The 14,978-nt window shown below is 75.3% G+C and carries 15 protein-coding genes; 7 read left to right on the forward strand and 8 right to left on the reverse strand.

Translation table 11 applies throughout. The features are described from left to right. The first annotated feature begins 72 nt into the window (after positions 1–72). Positions 73–477 carry an acyl-CoA thioesterase gene (locus ACI79A_RS01265; protein WP_457079092.1) on the forward strand — a complete coding sequence of 135 codons (405 nt, stop codon included), beginning with the start codon at positions 73–75 and terminating at the stop codon, positions 475–477. Positions 478–549: 72 nt separating this feature from the next. Here ACI79A_RS01265 and ACI79A_RS01270 read toward each other — a convergent pair whose 3' ends face one another. The 7 genes from ACI79A_RS01270 to ACI79A_RS01300 all read right to left on the reverse strand — a co-directional run bounded on the left by ACI79A_RS01270 (position 550) and on the right by ACI79A_RS01300 (position 8,436). Beyond that, on the reverse strand, positions 550–1,038 hold the full coding sequence (locus tag ACI79A_RS01270; protein ID WP_457079094.1) for an MOSC domain-containing protein: 489 nt from the start codon (positions 1,036–1,038) through the stop codon (positions 550–552). 122 nt (positions 1,039–1,160) lie between these two features. Then, the gene (locus ACI79A_RS01275) at positions 1,161–1,760 is read right to left on the reverse strand and encodes a biotin transporter BioY (RefSeq protein ID WP_457079096.1); all 600 of its coding nucleotides are present in this window, start codon (positions 1,758–1,760) and stop codon (positions 1,161–1,163) included. A gap of 110 nt (positions 1,761–1,870) precedes the next feature. After that, on the reverse strand, positions 1,871–3,454 hold the full coding sequence (locus ACI79A_RS01280) for a glycoside hydrolase family 13 protein (protein WP_457079098.1): 1,584 nt from the start codon (positions 3,452–3,454) through the stop codon (positions 1,871–1,873). Between the two features lie 82 nt (positions 3,455–3,536). Next, on the reverse strand, positions 3,537–3,935 hold the full coding sequence (locus ACI79A_RS01285) for a globin (protein WP_457079100.1): 399 nt from the start codon (positions 3,933–3,935) through the stop codon (positions 3,537–3,539). Then, entirely contained in the window at positions 3,932–5,254 is a 1,323-nt protein-coding gene (locus tag ACI79A_RS01290; protein ID WP_457079192.1) for an MFS transporter, read from the reverse strand. The genes ACI79A_RS01285 and ACI79A_RS01290 overlap by 4 nt, the downstream gene beginning before the upstream one ends. Beyond that, the gene (locus ACI79A_RS01295; RefSeq protein WP_457079103.1) at positions 5,251–6,267 is read right to left on the reverse strand and encodes a mechanosensitive ion channel family protein; all 1,017 of its coding nucleotides are present in this window, start codon (positions 6,265–6,267) and stop codon (positions 5,251–5,253) included. The genes ACI79A_RS01290 and ACI79A_RS01295 overlap by 4 nt, the downstream gene beginning before the upstream one ends. A 75-nt stretch (positions 6,268–6,342) precedes the next feature. After that, positions 6,343–8,436: a prolyl oligopeptidase family serine peptidase gene (locus tag ACI79A_RS01300; RefSeq protein WP_457079105.1), complete on the reverse strand. Its 2,094-nt coding sequence runs from the start codon at positions 8,434–8,436 to the stop codon at positions 6,343–6,345. Positions 8,437–8,567: 131 nt separating this feature from the next. On the opposite strand from ACI79A_RS01300, the gene ACI79A_RS01305 reads away from it, so the two are divergent. The 3 genes from ACI79A_RS01305 to ACI79A_RS01315 all read left to right on the forward strand — a co-directional run bounded on the left by ACI79A_RS01305 (position 8,568) and on the right by ACI79A_RS01315 (position 11,217). Continuing rightward, complete coding sequence (locus ACI79A_RS01305) at positions 8,568–9,179, forward strand: HNH endonuclease (protein ID WP_457079107.1); 612 nt, start codon at positions 8,568–8,570, stop codon at positions 9,177–9,179. A 242-nt stretch (positions 9,180–9,421) separates the two neighbouring features. Then, the gene (locus ACI79A_RS01310; RefSeq protein ID WP_457079109.1) at positions 9,422–10,549 is read left to right on the forward strand and encodes a hypothetical protein; all 1,128 of its coding nucleotides are present in this window, start codon (positions 9,422–9,424) and stop codon (positions 10,547–10,549) included. Next, a complete protein-coding gene (locus ACI79A_RS01315; protein WP_457079111.1) occupies positions 10,537–11,217 on the forward strand; it encodes a class F sortase in 681 nt (226 codons plus the stop codon). Before ACI79A_RS01310 ends, ACI79A_RS01315 begins: the two co-directional genes overlap by 13 nt. 30 nt (positions 11,218–11,247) lie before the next feature. Here ACI79A_RS01315 and ACI79A_RS01320 read toward each other — a convergent pair whose 3' ends face one another. Beyond that, complete coding sequence (locus tag ACI79A_RS01320) at positions 11,248–12,525, reverse strand: kynureninase (protein WP_457079113.1); 1,278 nt, start codon at positions 12,523–12,525, stop codon at positions 11,248–11,250. A gap of 36 nt (positions 12,526–12,561) precedes the next feature. On the opposite strand from ACI79A_RS01320, the gene ACI79A_RS01325 reads away from it, so the two are divergent. The 3 genes from ACI79A_RS01325 to ACI79A_RS01335 all read left to right on the forward strand — a co-directional run bounded on the left by ACI79A_RS01325 (position 12,562) and on the right by ACI79A_RS01335 (position 14,944). After that, complete coding sequence (locus tag ACI79A_RS01325; RefSeq protein WP_457079115.1) at positions 12,562–14,010, forward strand: amidase; 1,449 nt, start codon at positions 12,562–12,564, stop codon at positions 14,008–14,010. A 48-nt stretch (positions 14,011–14,058) separates the two neighbouring features. Next, the gene (gene ctaJ, locus ACI79A_RS01330) at positions 14,059–14,400 is read left to right on the forward strand and encodes an aa3-type cytochrome oxidase subunit CtaJ (protein ID WP_457079117.1); all 342 of its coding nucleotides are present in this window, start codon (positions 14,059–14,061) and stop codon (positions 14,398–14,400) included. A gap of 61 nt (positions 14,401–14,461) precedes the next feature. Further along, positions 14,462–14,944, forward strand: coding sequence for a DUF5130 family protein (locus tag ACI79A_RS01335; protein ID WP_457079119.1), 483 nt, complete (start codon positions 14,462–14,464; stop codon positions 14,942–14,944). Positions 14,945–14,978 lie beyond the last annotated feature (34 nt).

The raw sequence follows: 14,978 nt of genomic DNA on the forward strand, positions 1-14,978 counted from the left end.
AGGCGGGGGGAGGCGTCCCACGGAACCGGGGCCGTGCCCGGCGTCCGCAGGTCATGAGGCAGGGTGACCGGCGTGAGGCACACCGTCGCCGTTCCGATGCGCTGGTCGGACATGGACGCCTACCAGCACATCAACAACGTGGCCTTCCTCGGCTACTTCGAGATGGCCCGGGTCGACCTGTTCTTCGACCAGCCGACGCACGACGAGGAGACCGGGCTGCGTCGGGGGATCGTCGTCGCCAGCCACGAGATCGCCTACAAGCGGCCGGTGGTCTACGACGCCGAGCCGCTGCAGGTGCAGGTCTGGGTCTCCGGGGTGCGCGCGGCCTCGTTCACCTGCCACTACGAGCTCTTCGACCACGGCACGCTCGCCGTCACCGGCAGCACGGTGCTGGTGCCGTTCGACTTCGCGCTCAACCGGCCGCGCCGGCTCACGCCCGAGGAGAAGACCTTCCTCGCCGCCCACCACGACGACTGACGCCGCAGCCCCGCTCTCCGCGCGGAAAGCACAGCCGTCCGGTTCGCTCTTCGCGCGGCAAGGGAGGTCGGGTCAGTCGGGCAGGACGACGATGCGGGGCACCGGGCGGTCGGATCCGGTCGGGGCTCCGCGGCGGGCGGCCTCCGCGTCCTCCACCAGCCGGACGACGGCGCCCTCGGTCACCTCACCGGCGCTGAACACCGCCGCGTTGATCCCGCCCCGCGGCGCCAGCGCCTTCACCAGCCGCATCCCGGTCAGCCGCTCCAGGTGCGCGCACGGCGGGCAGCGCTTGGTGCCGAACAGCAGCACGTCGCCGACCAGGAAGTACCGCCCCACCAGCGCGGGCAGGTCGATGCCCCGGGTCACCACGTTGCGGCGCGTCCGGCCGGGGGAGAGGTCGACGCCGGCCTCCGCCGCCACCACGGCGACGTCGTCGGCGTCGATCAGCGTCACCTGCTTCTCCTGCTGCGGGTACCGCGCCCAGGTGCCCCCGCCCAGGGCGTAGCGATCGCCGGCCAGCCCGCGCCCGGGCAGCGCCGCCACCGAGGCGTGACGGACCATCGGCGCGGCCGCCGTCGGCGCCGTCCACACCTCCAGCAGCCGGCCGGTCGGCCCGGACGCAGACCGCCCCGGGCCGGCGCCTGCTGGAGGCGCCGACCCGGGGCGGTCGGGGAGCGGCTCGGTCAGTGGTTGCGGCCCGCGGCCAGCCAGGCGCCGCGGAACACCAGGGCGGCGACGCCGGCCTTGACCACGCCGCCGAGGATGAACGGGTAGAAGCCGGCCTCCAGCGCCTGAGAGGCGGTCAGTCCGGCGCTGACCGCCAGCCACGGCACGCCGACGGCGAACACCACGAGCTGCCCGGCGGCGAACAGCGGCAGTGCCTGCCAGATCTTCCGGTCCGCGCCGCGGCGGGCAGCCAGGCCGATCAGGAAGGCGGCCGGGAGGAAGCCGACGACGTAGCCGCCGGTCGCGCCGAAGACGACGTCGAAGCCGCCGCTGGCCTCGGAGTAGAAGGGCAGCCCGACCAGCGCGCACAGCATGTACAGCGCCTGCACCGAGACGCCGCGGACCGGGCCGAGCGCACCGGCGGTGAGCACGACGGCCAGCGTCTGGCCGGTGATCGGCACCGGGGACCCGGGGACCGGCACCGACACCTGCGCGAGCGCCGCGGTCAGCAGCACCCCCAGGGCGACGAGGACCACGTCGCGCGCGCGACTGGCCGGCACGAGGTCGGCGAGGACGAGGCGGCGGGACGGCAACGCGGGCATCGAGGCGGTGGCCACGGGACCTCCTGGAGCGCAGGGAGGGGCGCGATCGCCCCGGATCGGGGAGTGAGTCTGCCCTACCGCCGAGCCGGCGTCGCCGCCCGGTCAGCCAGCGGTCGGCCCCCCGGTCACGCCTGGAGCCAGACCGCCCCGTCGTTCGGGACGACGCCGTCCGTCACCGGCTCGCTGGCCAGCAGCACCTGCCCCTCCGGGAGCGGCACGGGCCCCCCGGAGAGGTTGAGCAGACAGACGAGCCCACCGGGCCGGCGGAACGCCAGGCAGCCGTCGGGGGCGGGCAGCCACGCCAGCCCGTCGCCGGTGAACGCGGGGGACCCCCGCCGCAGCCGGAGCGCCGCCCGGTACAGCGACAGCATCGAGTCCGGGTCCTGCTCCTGGGCCTGCACGGTCAGGGGCTCCCAGCCCTCCGGCATCGGCAGCCAGGTGTCCGGCGTCGAGGAGAACCCGTAGGGGGGCCGGTCGCCCGACCAGGGCACCGGCACCCGGCAGCCGTCGCGGCCCCGCTCGGTGTGCCCTGAGCGCTCCCAGATCGGGTCCTGCAGCACCTCGTCGGGTAGGTCGACGTCGGGCATGCCGAGCTCGTCGCCGTTGTAGACGTAGGCGACCCCGGGCAGCGCCAGCTGCAGCAGCGCCGCCGCCCGCGCCCGGCGGGTGCCGACCTCGCCGCCGCCGTAGCGGGTGACGTGCCGCGGCCGGTCGTGGTTGGAGAGCACCCAGCAGGCCGGCGCGGGGGTGTCGGCCACCGTCGCCAGCGAGTGCACGACCGCGCTGCGCAGCTCCGCGACGTCCCACTCGGCGGTGAGCAGCCGGAAGTTGAACGCCAGGTGCAGCTCGTCGGGGCGCAGGTACCGGGCCAGCCGCTCGTCGTCGAAGACCCACACCTCGCCGACGGCCATCCGGTCGGGGTACTGGTCCAGCACGGCCCGCACCCGCTGGTGCAGCTCGTGCACGTGCTGCTGGTCGAACCGCAGGTCACCCGGGCCGTCGTCGGCGAACAGGCCGGTGTCCTCGGCCGGCACCATGTCCGGCAGGCCCGCGGGCTTGGCCATGCCGTGCGCCACGTCGATCCGGAAGCCGTCGACCCCGCGGTCCAGCCAGAACCGCAGCGTCTCCTCCAGGTCGGCCACCACCTCGGGGTTGCCGTAGTCCAGGTCCGGCTGCTCCGGGGCGAACAGGTGCAGGTACCACTGTCCGTCGGGCACCCGGGTCCAGGCCGGGCCGCCGAAGACCGAGGGCCAGTTGTTCGGCGGCTCCGCGCCGCCGGGCCCCCGGCCGTCGCGGAAGAAGTACCGGGCCCGGGCGGGCGACCCGGGCGGGGCGGCCAGCGCCTCGGTGAACCACTCGTGGTCGTGCGAGCTGTGGTTGGGCACCAGGTCGATGGTCACCCGGATGCCGCGGGCATGGGCGTCGGCCAGCAGGGCGTCGAAGTCGGCGAGGTCGCCGAACACCGGCTCCACGTCGCGCGGGTCGGCGACGTCGTAGCCGTGGTCGTGCATCGGCGAGGGGTAGAACGGCGTGATCCACAGGGCGTCGACGCCGAGCTCTGCGAGGTGGGGCAGCCGGGACCGGATGCCGGCCAGGTCACCCACGCCGTCGCCGGTCTCGTCGGCGAAGCTGCGTACGTAGACCTGGTAGAAGACCGCCTCCCGCCACCAGTCGGCGTCGGTGCTGGGTGTTGTCGGGACGCTGGTCACCAGGCTCCTCGGTGGTCGTGGCAGGTGCGGCCCCCTCCAGAGGCTCGCGCCGAGCCTGCGAGGCGTGAGGAGGAGGGGGTCCTTACCGGTTCTGCATGCTGTGTGCCGCCATGACCAGGTAACCCCACAACGTCGCGTCCTGCTCGTCGGTGAGCTCCAGGGAGTCGACGGCGTCGCGCATGTGCCGCAGCCACGCGTCCCGGGCGGCCTCGTCGACGGCGAAGGGCGCGTGCCGCATGCGCAGCCGCGGGTGCCCGCGGTTCTCCGAGTAGGTGGTCGGCCCGCCCCAGTACTGCTCGAGGAACATCCGCAGCCGGGTCTCCGCGCCCTCCCAGTCGTCGGCGGGGTACATCGGCCGCAGCACCGGGTCCTCGCGCACCCCGGCGTAGAACCGGGCGACGAGCGCCCGGAAGGTCGGCTCGCCGCCGACCTCGTCGTAGAAGGTGCGTGCCGAGGGCAGCGACCGGCTGGTCTCGCTCATGCCGTCGATCGTCCCTCAGCGGGGTCGTCGCGGGGCACGCGGCCGGTGTCACCCCCGCCACGTCCGGGCCGGGTGCGGTGCAGCGCCACCAGCGGGGCGGCCAGGGCCAGCAGGCCGACGGCCCCCAGCAGCGCGACCACGGTGCCCGGCGCGAGCACCTCGGCGCCCAGCCCGGCCAGCACCACGCCGAGCCCCTGCACGCCGGACAGGCCGGCCACCGCGACGCCGAACGCCCGCCCGCGGTAGGCGCTCGGCACGGCCTGCACGAACGCCACGTTCAGCGGGATGCTGCTGGCCCCGCCGACCCCGGCGACGAACAGCAGCGCCAGGACGACGACGTACGCGGCCGACCCCGTGCCCAGCCACAGCGGGGTGAGGCCGGCCAGCAGCACCCCGGTCAGCGAGAGCACCAGCAGCGGCACCAGGAGCCGGTCCCGCACGTGCGGCGGGCAGAAGCGGCCCACCAGCAGCCCACCGAGGGCGGTGCCGGCCGGGTTGGCGGCCAGCAGCAGGCCCGCGGCCGCGGCGGTGCCCTGCAGTTGCAGCGCCCACGGGGTGGCGATCCCCTCCGGCGCGTTGATGAACAGTGCCCCCACCCACAGCACCGTGACGATCGCCAGCAGCCGCGGGGAGCTGGTGATGAACCGCAGGCCGCCGGCGGTGTCCCGCCAGATCGACCCGACCTCCTCCTCGGCCGCCGGCGCGGGCCGGCGCCGCAGGCCGCGGGTCAGCCAGAGCGCGGAGACGGCGAAGGTGCCCGCGTTGACCAGGAGGGCCGCCGAGGGGGACAGCGCGGTGATCAGCGCACCGCCCAGCAGGAAGCCGATCAGCTGACTGGCCTGCGACGCGACGCCGGTCAGCGAGGTGCCCACCGCGTAGCGGTCGCCCTCCAGGACGTCGGCCATCAGCGCCGAGCGGGCCGCCTCGAACGGCGGGGCGCACAACGCCACGACCAGCAGCAGGGGCAGCAGCACCGGCAACGGCGTCCCCGGGACGGCCATCGCGGCGACCAGCACGGCGCGGGCGACGTCGCTGGCGATGAGCACCCGGTGCCGCGGGAACCGGTCGGCGAGCGAGGCCAGCACCGGCCCGACCAGCACCCAGGGCAGGTAGCTGATGGCGAAGGTGATCGCCGACAGCAGCGCGGAGTCGGTGCGCTGGTAGACCAGCACGGTCAGCGCGACCCGGGCGAGTTCGTCGCCGATCGTGGACAGCGTGTAGGAGCCGAACAGCGGCCGGAACTCGGCGACCGCGAAGACCTGCCCGAAGGTGGCCGGCCGATCGGCGGGGCAGTCCCGCTCGGGACGCCGGCGGCTCAGCGGGTGCCTGCGCCCGGGCCGGCGCTCATCCCCAGCAGGGGGAGCGGGGTGCGGATGCCCTCGGCCGCGAAGCGCTCCTTGAGCCGCTGCCGCAGCTCGCGGGCGACCTGCCACTGGACGGCGTTGGTGGTGCGCACCTGCACCCGCAGGACGACGCCCTCGGTGGTGATGGACTCGACGCCGAGGGACTCCGGCTCGCCGAGGAACACCTCGGCCCACTCCTCGTCGGCGGCCATCGCGTCGGCGACCTCCTGCATCACGGCGCGGCAGCGCTCGAGGTCGGTGTCGTGCGCGACCGGCATGTCGATGACCACCTGGGCGAAGCCCTGGCTGCGGTTGCCGACCCGCAGCACCTCGCCGTTGCGGACGTACCAGACCACGCCGTTGATGTCGCGCAGCCGGGTGATCCGCAGGCCGACGGCCTCGACGGTGCCGCTGGCCTCGCCCAGGTCGACGACGTCCCCGACGCCGTACTGGTCCTCGAGGATGATCCCGATCCCGGCGATGAAGTCCTTGACCAGGTTCTGCGCGCCGAACCCGAGCGCGACGCCGATCACCCCGGCGCTGGCCAGGATCGGCGCCAGGTTGACCCCCAGCTCACCGAGCACCAGGACGACGGCGATGCCGAGCACCGCGAAGGACGCGCAGCTGCGCAGCACCGACCCGATCGCCTCGGCCCGCTGGGTCCGCCGGGCGGCGATCAGCTCCACGCCGTCGGGGTCGGCCTGCCGCGCGCGGTTGCGCCACGGCCGCAGGATCGTCGGGACGGAGCCGGTGGCGGTGCGGTCGGTCAGCCGGTGGATCGCCCGGTTGAGCAGCAGCCGGACCACGGCGGCCACCAGCACGATCAGCAGGATCCGGGCCGGCCGGCCGACGATCGTGTCGGCGTTGGCGGCCAGCCAGTCCAGCCCGGTCCACTCCCACAGGCGTGCGCAGAGCGATCCCGCGTCCTGCGCGCAGGCGGGAGCCGGTGCCCCTGCGTCGGCCGCCGTGACCGTGGGTGTGCCGTTCATCGCGGACAGTCTCGCAGGTTGGTTGTGGCCCGTCGATCACCCGGACGACATCGTTCCGTGTGTCGTCTCCGCTGGTCAGCCGCCGGTGTGCGGCTCCTGAGCCGGGGTGAGCCCGGTGTGCGCGGCCAGGAACGCCAGCTGGTCCGCGGCCAGGCCCACGGTGCGGCTCACCGCACGGGCGCCGTGCCCCACCGACAGCTCCCGCCGCAGCACGATCGGCGCCTCGGCGGTGGTGGCGTGCTGCAGCGCGGCGGCGAGCTTGCGCGCGTGCAGCGGGTCGACCCGGGTGTCGGACTCGAAGGTCGTGAAGAGCACCGCGGGGTAGGCGGTGCCCTCGACCACCCGGTGGTAGGGGGAGTAGCCCAGCAGCCAGCCCAGCTCCTCGGGGTCCGCGGCGGTGCCGTACTCGTCGTTCCAGGTGCGGCCGAGCCCGAAGAGCTCGTACCGCACCATGTCCAGCAGCGGCGCGCTGCACACGACGGCGGCGACCAGGTCCGGGTGCTGGGTCGTCATCGCACCGACCAGCAGCCCGCCGTTGGAGCCGCCCATCACGGCCAGCTGCGCCGGCGTCGTCCACCCGCTGGCGATCAGGTGCTGCGCGGCGGCGGCGAAGTCGTCGAACACGTTCTGCTTCCGCTCGCGCATCCCCGCGCGGTGCCACTCCTCGCCGTGCTCGGAGCCGCCGCGCAGGTTCGCCACCACCCACACGCCGCCGGCCGCGACCCAGGACAGCGCCTGCGCGCTGTAGGCGGGGGTGAGCGAGACGTTGAAGCCGCCGTAGCCGTAGAGGACCGTCGGTCGCGGGGAGTCCGGCGTCCCCGTCCCCGAGAGCACGAACAGGTGCACGGGGGTGCCGTCGGCCGACGTCGCGTGGGTCTCCACCACGCGCACGTCGGGCACCGAGCCGGCGACCGGCGCCTGCTCGTGCGTCGTCAGGGCGGCCGGGTCGGCGGCGTCCCAGCGGAGCACCGAGGGCGGGGTGGCGAAGTCGGTGAAGCCGACCCACGCCGTCGTCCCGCCCTCCGGGGGAGCGCTCACGCCGGAGACGCTGCCCGGGCGCAGGTCGGTCACCTCGGCCAGCCGGCCCGACCCGTCGCCGGCCCACAGCGAGAGCCGGTCGGTGGCGTCCACGGCGTGCACCGCGAGCGCCCGCAGGTCGCCGTCCGGACCGTCGACGAGCGCGACGTCGGAGAGCACGCCGTCGTCGGCCTGGCCGATGACCTCGGTCCACGCCTCCGGGGCCCAGGTCTCCGGGTTCGCCGGGTCGGCGACGGCGAGCCGGCCGCGCGGGGCGTCCCGGTCCGAGTGGAGCCACAGCCGGCCGTCGCGGGCCACCCAGGCGGTCAACTGCGCGTCGATCCCCACCTGCAGCGGGCGCAGGCGGCCGTCGCCGGCGAGGTCGGCCAGCCACACGTCGTCCCGTGGTGCGGTGCCCACCGAGGCGGAGACGACCAGCCAGCGGCCGTCGGCGCTGGTGCGCGCGCCGAAGTAGGTCGAGGGGTCGCTGCCCTCGCCGTGCACCAGGACGTCGGTGTCCGGGTCGGTGCCCACCCGGTGGCGCCACACCCGGCGGTGGAACTGCTCCTCACCCGCGGGCACCAGCTCGGGGGCCAGCCGGCGGACGTAGTAGAGCTCCTCGCCGCCGGGCAGCCAGCCGACGGGGGAGTAGCGGCAGCGGTCGATCGGGCCCTCGAGCACCTCCCCGGTGGCGACGTCCAGGACGAACAGCTGCGACTCCTCGTCGCCACCGACGGAGACCTGGTAGGCGAGCCGGTCGCCCTCCCAGGACGGTGACCAGGCGTCCAGCGTGGTCGTGCCGGCCGGGTCCAGCGCCGTCGGGTCGACCAGCACCCGCACGCTGCCGTCGGGCTCGGTGACCCGCAGGACCGCGTGCTCCTGGCCGGGGTCGCGCCGGGTGGAGAACGCCCGGCCGCGGCGCCACACCGGGATGCCCACCGCGCCGGCGTGCACCAGCTGGGCCAGTCGATCGGCGAAGGCCGGGCGCCCGGGGAGGCTGCCGAGCAGCTGTGCGGCGAGCTCGTCCTGGGCTGCGGCCCAGGTGGCGGTGCGGTCGTCGGCGGGGTCCTCCAGCCACCGGTAGGGGTCGGCGACCCGGTGACCGTGCAGGTCCTCGACCAGGTCCAGGCGGGGGGCATCGGGGTAGCGCACGCGGCGACGGTAACCGCCCGGACGGCGGCCCCCGAGGGGTCGCTGCCCGTTATCACACGTCGACAGGGCACTATGAGGCGACCCAGGGCCTCTCGAAGCCGTCGGGAGCCCGGGGCCCTCGGAGGTGTCCCGTGTCGATCACCGCACTCGGGTCGTCGTCCGCGCCCGCACCGAAGGGCCCGGCCACCGACCCCCTCCCCGGTCCGCGCGCGCCCGTCCCGGCGCAGGTCACGACCACCGCCACCCTGCTGCTGAACGCCACCTACGAGCCGTTGTGCGTGGTCTCCAGCCGCCGCGCGATCGTGCTCGTGCTGACGGCCAAGGCAGAGCCCGTGGACGTCACCGAGGACCTCGTCCACGCCGAGCGGCTGGCCGTCGCCGTCCCGGTCGTCGTCCGGCTGACCCGCTACGTGCGGGTGCCCTACCCGGTGCAGGTGCCGCTGTCGCGCCGTGCGGTGTTCACCCGCGACGGCTCGATCTGCGTCTACTGCGGTGGGTCGGCCACCAGCATCGACCACGTGGTGCCGCGCAGCCGGGGCGGCACCCACACCTGGGACAACGTGGTCGCCGCGTGCCGCCGGTGCAACCACACCAAGGCCGACCGGTCGCTGGCCGAGCTGGGGTGGACGCTGCCCTACCCGCCGGGGGCGCCCAGCGGCGCGGCCTGGCGGCTGCTCGGACACCGCACGGTCGACCCGCGCTGGCGCACCTGGTTGGGCATGGCGGAGTCCGTCAGCGCGTGACAGCCGGTGAGCCCTTTTGGCGAGATCGGGCGCCGATCGGGTTCTGGGTAGTCGAGGGGTGCCAGTTCTGTGAGCGACCGGCGACGGTGGTACATAAGAAACTGACGAGTTCCTTTCGCTTCTTCGCCACTGTGGTCACAGCCGCCCCAGTTGGCGAGTCAGGTGCGTGCCCGGGCCGGCCCGCGCCCGTACGTTCCGCCGGACAGCGTCGCCCGGGCGCTGCCGTCGCGGAAGGTGCTCCCATGTCCACCCTCACGTCCCGCAGGTCGCTCCAGCGCCTCGGTCTCCTCGGCGCCGCGTCCGCGTCCCTCGTCGTCGGGATCGCTCCCGCCGCGAGCGCGGCGACGGACGTCCGCATCCCGCTCGCCCCGCCGGAGGTCGCGATCGGTGGCTTCCCGATCGAGAACTTCGCGGGCGTCATGGACCCGATGGACGACGCCGCCACCCGGGCGGCTCTGCAGACCGAGTACGGCGACGCGCTGACCATCACGCTCCCGGCCCAGCTGACCACCACCGGAGCCGTCGTCGAGCTGGTCTTCGACAACGACGGCGACGGCACGCCCGAGAAGACCTACACCACGGACCCCGCGGGCGCCGACCCGCTGTCCGTCACCGGCCTGGGCACCCAGGTCCTGACGGTCACCCTGCCGGCCGACGACGGCGTCAACGGCCCCGTCGCCGAGCTGATGGTCGCCGACCTGAGCACCGGGCTGAGCGGGAACTTCATCATCGACCCGCTCAGCTACCTGCTGACCCTCGACGGCGTGGGTACGGCCCCGCTCGACCTCGAGCCGGCGCTGCTGGCGATCTCGCAGGTGCCCTGTGAGCTCAGCTCGGCCACCGTCTGCCCGTTCCCGACCCCGGTGACCTCGGGCTCGACGGCCACCCTCGAGCTGCCCACTCCCTCGCTGCTGCGCGACCTCGGGCTCACCGACCTGACCGGCACCGAGGTCGGCCTCCAGCCGCTGGACGCCGCCGGCCTGCCGACGGGCACCGCCGTGGCGCTCCCCACGACGATCAGCGGGTCGACCGCGACGTTCGTCGTCCCGGCCGACGCCGCCGCCGGCTCCTACGCGCTCGCGATCCTGTCGCCCTTCGGCACCTCGGCCTCGCTCGTCGCCGTCCAGCTCGAGGTCGTCGCTCCGGACGTCGTCGCCGCGCCGGTCGCGCCGACCGAGCCGGCCGCACCGACCGCCGTCAACGCCGGGCTGCAGTCCAACACCGGGGTCGAGGTCGTCGAGACCGGCTCCACCGGCACCGCTGCGGTCGCTGCGGGCGCCGGGCTGCTGCTCCTCGCGGGTGCCGGCGGCGTCGCCGTCGCCCGCAACCGTCGCCGTTCCACCGTCGAGGGCGGGACGTGCGGCGCCTGATCCAGCCGGGCCGGCGCGCCTCCGCGGTCGTGGCGGTCGCCGCCGTCGCGACCGCGGGGAGCGCGCTGCTCAGCGTCGGCCTGACCGGCGGTGGGCACGCCGTCGCGGCCACCGGGTCCTCGGACCCGGTGGCCGCGGCCACGCCCACGGCGGCGCCCCTGGCCGAGGAGGCCCAGCCGACGCTGCCCCCGGAGGGCGTGGTGCTGCCCACGCCGTCCTCGGACGTGCACGTGGTCATCGACGGGCTGGACCTGGACCTGCCGGTGCTGCCGCTGACCCCCCGCGGCGGGGTGATCAACCCGCCGACGCTCACCGCCGCCTACTGGATCGAGCCCTACGGCGACCCGGTCGGATCGGCCGAGCAGGCGGACAACACCCTCTACCTGGCCGCCCACTCGACCGGCACCGGGGACTACGGGTTCGACCCGCTGATGGAGTCCGGTGGCGGGGGCAGCACCCTCGGACCGGGCGACGTCGTGGAGGTCAGCACCCCGACGGGCCAGGTCAGCTACACCGTGCAGCGCACGCAGCGGTACGCCAAGGGGGAACTGCCGGCGGCGACCGAGGTGTGGGAGGCCTCGCCCGGGCGGCTGGTGCTCATCACCTGCTTCCAGCGCGGCGGCGGCCGGTCCTCGACCGAGAACCTCGTGGTCTTCGCCGAGTCCTGACCAGCCGGGTGCCGACCAGCCGGGTCCTGATCAGGTGACCCGACTGCGCTGGGTCGGGTAGCCGGCGTGCGCGCCCGTGGCGAGCACGGTGCGCAGCCGGTCCATCGCGTCCCAGACGTCGACGAACCGGGTGTAGAGCGGCGCGGGCCCCAGCCGCAGCCGGTCCGGGGTCCGGAAGTCCGGGACGACGCCGCGGTCGATCAGCGCCTGGGTGAGCTGCCAGGCGGCCGGGTGGGCGAGGCTGACGTGCGCGCCCCGGCGAGCGGCATCCCGCGGGCTGGCCACGGCGACGCCGTGCCCGGCGAGCCAGGAGTCGGCCAGCGCGACCACCAGGTCGGTGAGCGCCCGGCCCTTCGCCGCGATGCGGTCCACACCGGCCTCGGCGGTGATCCGGGCGCCGACCTCCGCCGCGGCCATCGCGATCACCGGGGGCGTGCCGACGGCGAAGCGGTCGATGCCGTCGGCCGGGTCGTAGGCGGGGCCCATGGCGAACTGGTCCCGAGCCCCGAACCACCCCCAGATCGGCTGGCGCAGCTGCTCCTGCAGCTCGCGCCGCACGTAGAGGAACGCCGGGGCGCCCGGGCCGCCGTTGAGGTGCTTGTAGGTGCAGCCGACGGCGAGGTCGGCGCCGGCCGCGGTCAGGTCGGCCGGTACCGCACCGGCGCCGTGGCTGAGGTCCCACAGCACCAGGGCGCCCGCGTCCCGCGCCAGCCCGGTGACCTCCGCGATGTCGACCAGGGCACCGGAGCGGTACGCCACCTGGGACAGCACCACCACCGCCACCCGCTCGTCGAGCGCCGCGGCCAGCACGTCCAGGTCCAGCCCCTCGTCGATGTGCGCCCCGACCTCCCGGACGGTCATCCCGCGCTGCCCGGCGACCCCGGCGACGACGTACCGGTCGGTGGGGAAGTCGTCGGCGCAGCAGACCAGCACGTCGCGCCCGGGGCGAGCGTCGACGGCGGCGACCAGCAGCTTGTAGAGGTCGACGCTGGTGGTGTCCGAGATCAGCACCTCACCGGGTCGGGCACCCAGCACCCCGGTGGCCAGCAGGTCGCCGATCCGGCGGGCCTGCCCGATCCAGCCGGCCCACGAGCCGACCAGGCCGGCGCCCCACTCCTGCTCGACCACGCGGGCGACGGCGGCCGGGGTCTCCCGCGGCAACCGGCCCAGGGAGTTGCCGTCGAGGTACAGCAGGCGGTCGGCACCCCCGTCGCCGTCGCCGTCGCCGGTGCCGGCGAAACGGGCGCGGAAGCCGGCCAGGGGATCGGCGGCGTCGGCCGCGGCAGCCGCGGCGCGGGAGAGGTCCACGGCCCGATCCTGCCCCGGGTTGGCTAGCGTCCGGCCGTGACCTCCGCGCGCGGGACGCAGCTGCACGACCTCACGGCCCTGGAGCAGGCGGCCGCCGTCCGGGCCCGGGAGGTGAGCCCCACCGAGCTGGTCGACGCCGCGCTGGCCCGGGTCGAGGCGCTCGACCCCGGGCTCGGCGCCTTCATCACGGTCACCCCCGACCGGGCCCGGGCGGCCGCGGCCGCCGCCGACCGGGCGGTGCTGGCCGGCGCCGAGCTGTCACCGCTGTTCGGCGTCCCCACCGCGATCAAGGACCTGGCCAACACCGCCGGCGTGCGCACCACCTTCGGATCCGCGCTGCTGGCCGACTTCGTGCCCGACGTCGACGACGCCGTGGTCACCGCACTGTCCGCCGCGGGCACGATCAGCCTCGGCAAGACCAGCACGCCGGAGTTCGGCTTCCCCTGCTACACCGACAACGACCTGGTCGGGCCGGCCCGCTGCCCCTGGGACCCCGCGCTGCTGGCCGGCGGCTCCAGCGGCGGCGCCGCGGTGGCGGTCGCGGCCGGGATGGTGCCGTTCGCGCACGGCTCGGACGGCGGTGGCTCGATCCGCATCCCGGCCGGCATCAACGGGCTGGTGGGGGTCAAGCCCAGCCGCGGCCGGGTGAGCAACGCCCCGCTGGGCAGCGAGGTGACCGGGCTGGGCGTGCAGGGTCCGCTGGCCCGCACGGTCCGCGACGCCGCCGCGGTGCTCGACGCGATCGCCGGCCCGGTGCCCGGTGACCCGTACTGGGCGCCGCCGCTGCCGCCGGGGGAGACCTTCCTCGGTGCGGCCGAGCGCCCGCCGGGGCGGCTGCGGATCGGCCGGTACCTGGACTCGGGCATGCCCGGCGCCGACCTGGACCCGCAGGTGCGCGCCGCGTTCGAGGACGCCTCCTCGCTGCTGGCCGGGCTGGGCCACGAGGTCGAGGACCTGCCCGCGCCACCGCTGACCGAGGGGGTCTTCCCCGCCTTCGAGGTGGTGTGGGCGCTGTCGGCCACCACCCTGCCGGTGGCCGAGGCCCAGGTGCACCGGCTGCGCCCGCTGACCCGCTTCCTCCGCGAGCGCGGCCTGGCCCTGTCGGCCCGCGACGCGATGGAGGCGATGTTCACCCTCCGCGTCTTCGCCCGCCGCTTCGTCCAGGCGACCAGCGGCTTCGACGTCCTGCTGGCCCCGGTCTGCACCCTGCCGCCCCGGCCGGTGGGCTGGTTCGACGGCCCCGCCGACGGGCTGGACCCCGGCGAGGCGGACTTCGAGCGGCAGAAGCGCTACGCCGCGTTCCCCGCCGTCTACAACGTGACCGGGCAGCCGGCGCTGAGCGTGCCGCTGTGGTGGACCCCCGAGGGGCTGCCCATCGGCACGATGCTGGTCGGCCGCCCGGCGGAGGAGACGACGCTGCTGTCGCTGGCCGCCCAGCTGGAGGAGGCCCGGCCCTGGGCGCACCGACACCCGGCCACCTGGTGACCGCGCGGCTGCCGGGCCGCTGACCCGGGCTCCCGGTAGATTGGCGCCATGCCCTGGTACGAGACCGTGTTGATCTATGCGGCCATCCCGCTGGTGGTGTACCTGCTGTTCTGGGCGGTGACCACCCTCCCCGGCCGCGGCAAGGACCGGACGCGGTACAAGCCCGGTCAGCCCTGGGACCACGAGCCCGTCTGGTACGAGCCGCACCCCGATGTCCCCGGCGTCCACGGTGGGCACGGCGACGACGACCAGGCCGACCACGGCAGCGCCGGCGACCACGGCCGGCGCGGGCTGGGGGCGACCGCTGCGGCGCTGGCCATCGGTCAGCACCCGCACGAGACGCCCGTTCCGCAGCGCACGGCTGCCGGCGGCGCCCGGGGCACCTGGTGATCCCGGCCGTGCCGCTGTCCCACCCCATCCGCCGTCCCCTGCCGACCGGAGGCACCCGCTGATGTCGACGCAGCACCTCGACGCCGGCCCCAGCGCCAGCCAGGACACGATCAACACCGCGGTGGCCGAGCCGGGCCCCGGCCCGTTCAGCTACGCCGACCTGGCCCGGCTGGACGAGGCGCTCACCATGTCCTCCCGGGAGACCGGGCTGCGGTTCACGCTGTACGTCGGTGACCTGGGCAGTGACACCCGCAGCACCGCTGAGAGCCTGCACGCCCGCGCGGGTGGGGACACCTCGATCGGGGTGCTGGTCGCGCTCTCGCCCGGGCAGCGGGTGGTGGAGATCGTGACCGGGTCGGCGGCGGCCCGCCGGCTGCCGGACCGCGCCTGCGCGCTGGCCGTGCTGGCGATGACCAACCGACTGGGCTCCGGTGACCTGACGGGCGCGATCGTCAACGGGCTGCGGCAGATGTCCGACGCGGCCGGCCACCCGCACCGCCGCCGCAGCGACGACGTCCCGCGGGGCATCGCCACCACCCACTGACGAAGGACCCTGCTGCCCCCACGCCTCGCAGGTT

The organism is Modestobacter sp. SYSU DS0657, from assembly GCF_054050925.1.